Below are 6307 nucleotides of genomic sequence, written 5' to 3'. Positions count from 1 at the left end.
GTGAGTGTAATTTTGAGCATGGCAGAGGAGATGAAAGGTCCTCTAAAATACACTAAAATATTTGCTTAACCCCTTAAGATGCTTCATTCTTCAGCATGACAAAAAACGATCTCGAGTTCATACAGGTTTATTGGAATTGAAACGCCGATCAAACAATATTTTCCTCAGTATTTCAACGGATTCTGTACATTGGCACAGAATCCGTTTTTCTTAACCTCTTCATTATATGGACTTATTTTTGGTATTTGTTATTCTGGGTGTAATCGTGTTGTATCTCTGTGTTGTCATTGTTCGGCAGGGGACCGTGGCGGTTGTTACTGTTTTTGGTAAGTATACCCGCGTCATGACGCCGGGTTTGAATTTTAAAATTCCGTTTATCGAGTTCATTTACCGACGAATTTCGATCCAGAACCGCTCTGTCGAACTGGCGTTTCAGGCCATCACCGCCGACCAGGCCAATGTTAATTTCAAGGCCATGCTGGTGTATTCCGTGCTCAGCCAGGAAGAAGAAGTCATTAAGAACGTAGCGTTCAAGTTTATCGACGAAGCGTCGTTTATGCAGGCTCTGATACGTACCATCGAAGGTTCGATACGTAGTTTCGTAGCGACCAAGAGACAGTCGGAAATATTGTCGTTACGTACTGAAATTATTGAACACGTAAAGTCGCAAATCGATGTGTTACTCGAAACCTGGGGTTATCATCTAATTGATTTACAATTAAATGACATTGCTTTTGACGAAGTTATCATGCGGTCGATGGCGCAGGTAGTAGCTTCGTCAAACCTGAAAGCCGCTGCCGAAAACGAAGGACAGGCGTTACTTATCACCAAAACGAAAGCTGCCCAAGCCGAAGGGAATGCCATCCAGATTTCGGCCGAAGCCGAGAAAACCGCTTCGCAATTGCGGGGTCAGGGTGTGGCCTTGTTCCGTGAAGAAGTGGCAAAAGGGATGGCCGAGTCGGCCCGGGTTATGAACGAAGCTAAACTCGATGCGTCGCTCATTTTGTTCTCCATCTGGACGGAAGCCATCAAGCATTTTGCGGAGAACGGGAAAGGTAACGTCCTTTTCCTGGACGGCTCAACCGATGGAATGGAGAAAACCATGCAGCAACTAATGGCCATCCAGAAACTTAATAACAACGGAGATACACCGCCCCCGGCCAAACGCTGAACATAGTGCAACATTTATGGTTTACGCTTTACACGGGTCTGAGTTTTTAAGGGCCTGCGTAAACCGTAATCTTATTTATGACAAACCTGCTTTTCCCTACCGATTTTTCGAACAGTACCGAGGCTACACTAGATTGGGCGCGTCTGTTTGCGCATAAAACCGGCGCGACTATCACGTTGCTGCACGTTCAACAACCCATTATTCCTGATACAACCTTGCCAACCATTGCCGATCCTGGTCTGGGTGTTATTATGGCGCAGGAAGTCGAAGATATTAGCCGGCAACGTCTTGAAAACCTGGCGACTACGTTACAGGCGGAGGGGCTTTCGGTTACGACAGAATGGCGTTTGGGGTCGGTGGAGGATGAGATTTTGGATGCTGCACAGGCGCACTCGGCCGACCTGATCGTAATGGGACGTAGTGACCTGAGTACATTCTTCGCACGTTTGTCGGGTAGTGCCGTTACCGACGTAGCAGACGAGGCCCGTTGCCCGGTGTTAATTGTACCGATTACCGAAGAAGATAAAGCAATTCGACCGGCGCAGGTTAGGACCATTGCTTATGCCATGCAGTCGCAAACCACTCAAGACCTGGTATCGACTCAGACAGCATCGCTGTTGGAAGCATTTGATGCCGAGCTAACTGTGCTTACTGAAGACAAGCTTGAAACGGTTCATACTGATCTGATTGTGATGCAATTGTACCCTAAGTCAGGATTTCTGGACGAATGGCTGCACCCGAACCACGTATCTAAACTAATTGAGAAATCTGACGTACCGGTGCTGGTTTATCACGAAAAGAAATAAGTGACTAACCAGAAATAGCGAAATACGTAGCGGATGCCATTGTTTCAGATGATGGCGTCTGCTACGTATTTCATTAATCGCTAACGCCTTCTAAGACGCAGCGCACGTAGGCTGATGGTGAATCGGGAAATTGCACGAATTCGCAATGAAACACAGTTTATTCGCCCGATGATGTAGTTCATTGGCTTTGTCGATCATCGTTACGTCAGCAACCACTACGTTGGGATAAAGCGTTACGTTGTCAAAATGACCGCCACCGTCAGCCGTTTCAACCATCGTTCCTTTTGGTGAATCGGTATAGGAAATCACCACTACGCCAGCTTCGGCGCATAAATGCAGAAACCACAGCATATGGCAGGTCGAGATCGAAGCTACCAGCATTTCTTCGGGATTGTATCGTGTTTTATCTCCGCGAAACGATGGGTCTGATGAGCCCGGAATATCAGGCTTGTTTTCTGACGATATGATATGGGTTCGTTCGTAGGAGCGATAGCCGCTGGTGCCTTCTCCTGTGTTTCCAGTCCAGGTAATGGTAAGATTATAATAATGCTGTTTGGCCATGCTACGTATCGTCTTTATGAATTCATGGTTGCGGATTGTTCGCCACCGTCGGGACCGTAGAAGAGTACCCACGTAGCAAAATCATCGGTAAAGTTCTCAAATCGATGTTTAGTTCCTGCTGGCACAAACAATAAATCGCTCGGTTTAACAGCCATTTTCTCGCCCGCATAATCGAACGTAGCACTACCCGACGTAATGACATACACTTCGTCGCGTCGGTGTGGTTGTTGTTTATCAACCTGATCGGGTTTGTAATACTCCACGACAAGGCTTCCATGCGCAAACAGCTCAACAAATTCGTGTGGGCTAACTTGTAGTTGTTTGATACCTTCTTCCGGCGAGAACTGAATTTTCATAGAAATATGTGATCTACTTCCCTTTATCAACCGCCATACGTACCGCTAAACCTGTCAAAATGCTAGCCATCATCCATTTCTGCACTCGAATATAGGTTGGTCGGGTCTGGAACCAGCGTGCCAGTTGGGTGGCCGACAGAATAATTAGTGTATTCACTGTTCCACTAATGGTGAGTTGAATAAACCCTAACTGTATGTTCTGTAACCATAATGACCCGTACTCCGGATGCGTAAATTGTGGAAAAAACGACAGATAAAATACGGCTACTTTAGGGTTGAGCGCATTCGTTAGAAAACCCATTCGAAACAATTTTCCGTCGGAATCATGCGGAAGATCGCGCGTTTGAAAGGGCGAAATACTACCGGGTTTTACGGATTCCCAAGCCAGATAAAGCAGGTAACCGACTCCCAGCCAGCGCAGAATTTCATAAGCCATTGGTATCGCCAGAAACACAGCCGTTAACCCCGCCGATACGAGAAATATATGCCCCAGAAAACCGACAATTACGCCCACCAGCGACACAAGACCGGCCCGTTTTCCCTGTGTTATGGATCGGGAAATCAGATAAATCATATTCGGACCGGGCGTCAGAACGAGTCCCAGTGCAGCCAGAGCAAAAAACACTACGTCATTGATAGATAACATGGTATGATCCTGAATTTGGGTAATATGGATTTAGATTACTTGACAGAATCGTTTAAAAAAAGTGCCATCAACTCTTCATCATAATAACGATCACCGTCTTTAATGGCGTTTTTTTCAAACGAAAACGAGCGAAATCCCAATTTTTGGTACTGCCGTTTAGCCCGTTCATTCGCTGCAAGGACGGTCAGATTGATCTGTTCCATATTGGGCAATTGCCGCGCCCGACGAATGGTTTCTTCCAGTAACATTCGTCCAATACCCTGACCGCTGTACTCGGCGGCTACGTACAGGGCAAACAGTAAACCCTTGTGACGGAGCTTTTTACGTGTATCGCCTTCGCGCTTAAAACTTACCGAACCTGCCAACTCGTTGGTATCAGAGAGAACACCAAGGGTAAAACTATCTGGTTGACCAGTAGTTGGAAAAGGTTCGCCAAATGCGTCGGATGGACTGATGCGGAAGCAATCCTGATGAGCTGCAAAACCGGTTTGCATGAATGATGCATAGCCGAAATTATTGGTGGCGGTCAGTTCAATAAGTTTCATTGTAAATAGTCTGGCAACGTAATATCCTTGTCGCCCACTTTGGGAATAGGCGTTTGACGTACCGTTTGTAAAGGAACAACGCCCGCCCAGGTTGGTAAGTCCTCATCTTCAGGATCATCATTTGGGCCACCGGTACGTAATTTGGCCGATGCTTCAGCCAGTGAGAACGCCAGCACCGTTGTTTTTCGCATTTCGCTGGCAGTCGTTGGGCGGAGGTCATCCCAGCGACCTGGAATCAGGTGATCGGTAATCAGGGCGAGAGCTTCCATGCACTCATTTTCGTCGGTTACTTTTTCGGCGTTGGCAAAAATGACAACCGAGCGGTAATTGACCGAGTGATGAAAAGCTGATTTAGCCAGTACCAAGCCATCGGCCAGCATCACCGAAATACACACAGGCTCGCCGTTTTCGATGCTACGGATAAAATGGCTCCCTACTGACCCATGGATATAAAGAATATCACCTTTTCGGGCGAAAGCCGTTGGAATCGCCATCGGCTGTCCGTTCAGGCAGTAACTGACTGTACAGAATAGGGCGTCGTCCAGAATGGGATGAATGGTGGCTGCGTCATAACTGGCACGTTTGGCCAGACGGCTGGGCGTGGTTCTGGTGGTTTGCATAGGATAGTCAATAGTTAATGGTCGGTAATCGACAGGAGGTAGCGTTGATTTTAGAACAAATGTCGTACTTTGCCGGACTATCAAAATCGTCCAGTTTTTAGATTATAAGTAGTCCAGTTATGCTATCACTCGTTTCTTTACTTCAACTCGAAAAAGCAACGCAAACGCCTGTATTTGTGCAGCTGAGTAATCAGCTTGGTCAACTTATTCGTGCTGGGACGTTGAAACCTGGTCAACGACTACCGGGAACGCGGCAACTCGCACAGGGGCTCGAACTGAATCGGCAAACGGTTGTCGCGGCTTACGATGAAGGCCTGGCGCAGGGGTGGCTCGAAAGCCGGTCGGGGAGTGGTACGTACGTAGCGGCTCATTTTCCGGACGTAGTACCCCAGCCGCTGGAGACGGATTCCTTGCCGACTAATGAGCCTCCATCAAGGGTTGATGTACCCGGATTCGCTTTCGAAACCATTGATTTTCTGCTACGTCCGCTCTTAACAAATTCATCTGGCCTTCATCTGGACGATGGTTTTCCGGACATTCGGCTGGCCCCGATGGACGAGTTAAGTCGGGCGTATCGGTCTTATTTTCGGTGGGGAAATCCGCAGCAGCATTTCGGTTATGCAACTACCAAAGGTCATCCGCTGCTACGTGAGCAATTATCGCAGCACCTGAACGAAACGCGTGGGCTCCGTACTACACCGGAAAATATCCTCATTACGCGAGGCAGCATCATGGGCCTTCATCTGGTCTGTCAGACGTTGCTACGTCCCGGCGATACCGTCGTTACGGGCGATACAACCTGGGCAGGAGCAGTGATGAATATCCGAAAAGCGGGTGCTACGATACAAACGATTCCCGTCGATCAGCACGGTATGGATATGGATGTATTGGCTGATATTTGCCAGAAGCAACCGATTCGGCTCGTATTTGTTACGCCCCACCATCATTACCCCACCACAGTTACGCTACGTGCCGACCGGCGTATTCGGTTGCTGCAACTCGCTGAGCAATACGGATTTGTGGTGCTGGAAGATGATTATGATTATGATTTTCACTACCTCAGCCGACCGATTCTGCCGCTGGCCAGCGCTGACCGAAAAGGAATGGTTGTATACGTAGGGTCATTGACCAAATCCGTAGCACCCGCTTTCCGAATTGGCTACGTAGTGGCACCAACTACCCTGATCGATGAACTGGCCCGACTCCGACGTATCATCGACCGACAGGGCGACCCCATGCTCGAATTTGCAATTGGTCAGTTATTCAAAACGGGTGAATTAAAACGACACTTCCGGAAAGCGCTACGTACGTATCAGGCACGTCGGGACTGCTTCTGCGATTTACTGACTCAAGAATTAGGAGACACAGTTCAGTTTACAAAACCTGATGGCGGTTTGGCCGTCTGGTCACGTTTTGACCCGAAAGTGGATATGCAATCACTGGCGCTACGTGCCGCACAAAACGGACTATTTTTTTCAAATGGTTTGTCCCATAACCCGCCAGAGCAACAATTATACGGGACACGATTTGGGTTCGCGTCGAGTACGGAAGCCGAATTGGAACGTAGCATTGCGATATTAAAGAGATTGCTTTGAGGTCTAT

8 protein-coding genes are annotated in these 6307 nt (G+C 48.0%); 3 read left to right on the top strand and 5 right to left on the bottom strand.

Features of this window, described 5'->3' with window-relative positions; translation table 11 throughout:
- The first annotated feature begins 226 nt into the window (after positions 1–226).
- Both IC229_RS21860 and IC229_RS21855 read left to right on the top strand, forming a co-directional pair.
- Complete coding sequence (locus tag IC229_RS21860; RefSeq protein ID WP_190889149.1) at positions 227–1171, top strand: SPFH domain-containing protein; 945 nt, start codon at positions 227–229, stop codon at positions 1169–1171.
- 77 nt (positions 1172–1248) lie between these two features.
- The gene (locus IC229_RS21855) at positions 1249–1977 is read left to right on the top strand and encodes a universal stress protein (protein ID WP_190889148.1); all 729 of its coding nucleotides are present in this window, start codon (positions 1249–1251) and stop codon (positions 1975–1977) included.
- A gap of 90 nt (positions 1978–2067) precedes the next feature.
- Here the strand turns inward: IC229_RS21855 and IC229_RS21850 are convergent, their stop codons facing one another.
- The 5 genes from IC229_RS21850 to IC229_RS21830 are packed head-to-tail and all read right to left on the bottom strand — an operon-like array spanning position 2068 to position 4705.
- The gene (locus IC229_RS21850; protein WP_190889147.1) at positions 2068–2538 is read right to left on the bottom strand and encodes an OsmC family protein; all 471 of its coding nucleotides are present in this window, start codon (positions 2536–2538) and stop codon (positions 2068–2070) included.
- A 14-nt stretch (positions 2539–2552) separates the two neighbouring features.
- Complete coding sequence (locus IC229_RS21845) at positions 2553–2894, bottom strand: cupin domain-containing protein (RefSeq protein ID WP_190889146.1); 342 nt, start codon at positions 2892–2894, stop codon at positions 2553–2555.
- Positions 2895–2907: 13 nt separating this feature from the next.
- Positions 2908–3540 (bottom strand): LysE family translocator, encoded by a 633-nt coding sequence (locus tag IC229_RS21840; protein WP_190889145.1) that lies wholly within the window; start codon positions 3538–3540, stop codon positions 2908–2910.
- Between the two features lie 35 nt (positions 3541–3575).
- Positions 3576–4085, bottom strand: a complete 510-nt coding sequence (locus IC229_RS21835; RefSeq protein ID WP_190889144.1) for a GNAT family N-acetyltransferase — start codon at positions 4083–4085, stop codon at positions 3576–3578.
- Positions 4082–4705: a pyridoxamine 5'-phosphate oxidase family protein gene (locus IC229_RS21830; RefSeq protein WP_190889143.1), complete on the bottom strand. Its 624-nt coding sequence runs from the start codon at positions 4703–4705 to the stop codon at positions 4082–4084. Before IC229_RS21830 ends, IC229_RS21835 begins: the two co-directional genes overlap by 4 nt.
- 119 nt (positions 4706–4824) lie before the next feature.
- On the opposite strand from IC229_RS21830, the gene IC229_RS21825 reads away from it, so the two are divergent.
- Positions 4825–6300, top strand: a complete 1476-nt coding sequence (locus IC229_RS21825; RefSeq protein ID WP_190889142.1) for an aminotransferase-like domain-containing protein — start codon at positions 4825–4827, stop codon at positions 6298–6300.
- The last annotated feature ends 7 nt before the right edge of the window (positions 6301–6307 follow it).

The sequence above is a fragment of the Spirosoma profusum genome, from assembly GCF_014699005.1.
In the GTDB taxonomy this organism is placed as follows: Bacteria; Bacteroidota; Bacteroidia; order Cytophagales; family Spirosomataceae; genus Spirosoma; species Spirosoma profusum.
This window is presented reverse-complemented; position numbering and strand designations above follow the sequence as displayed.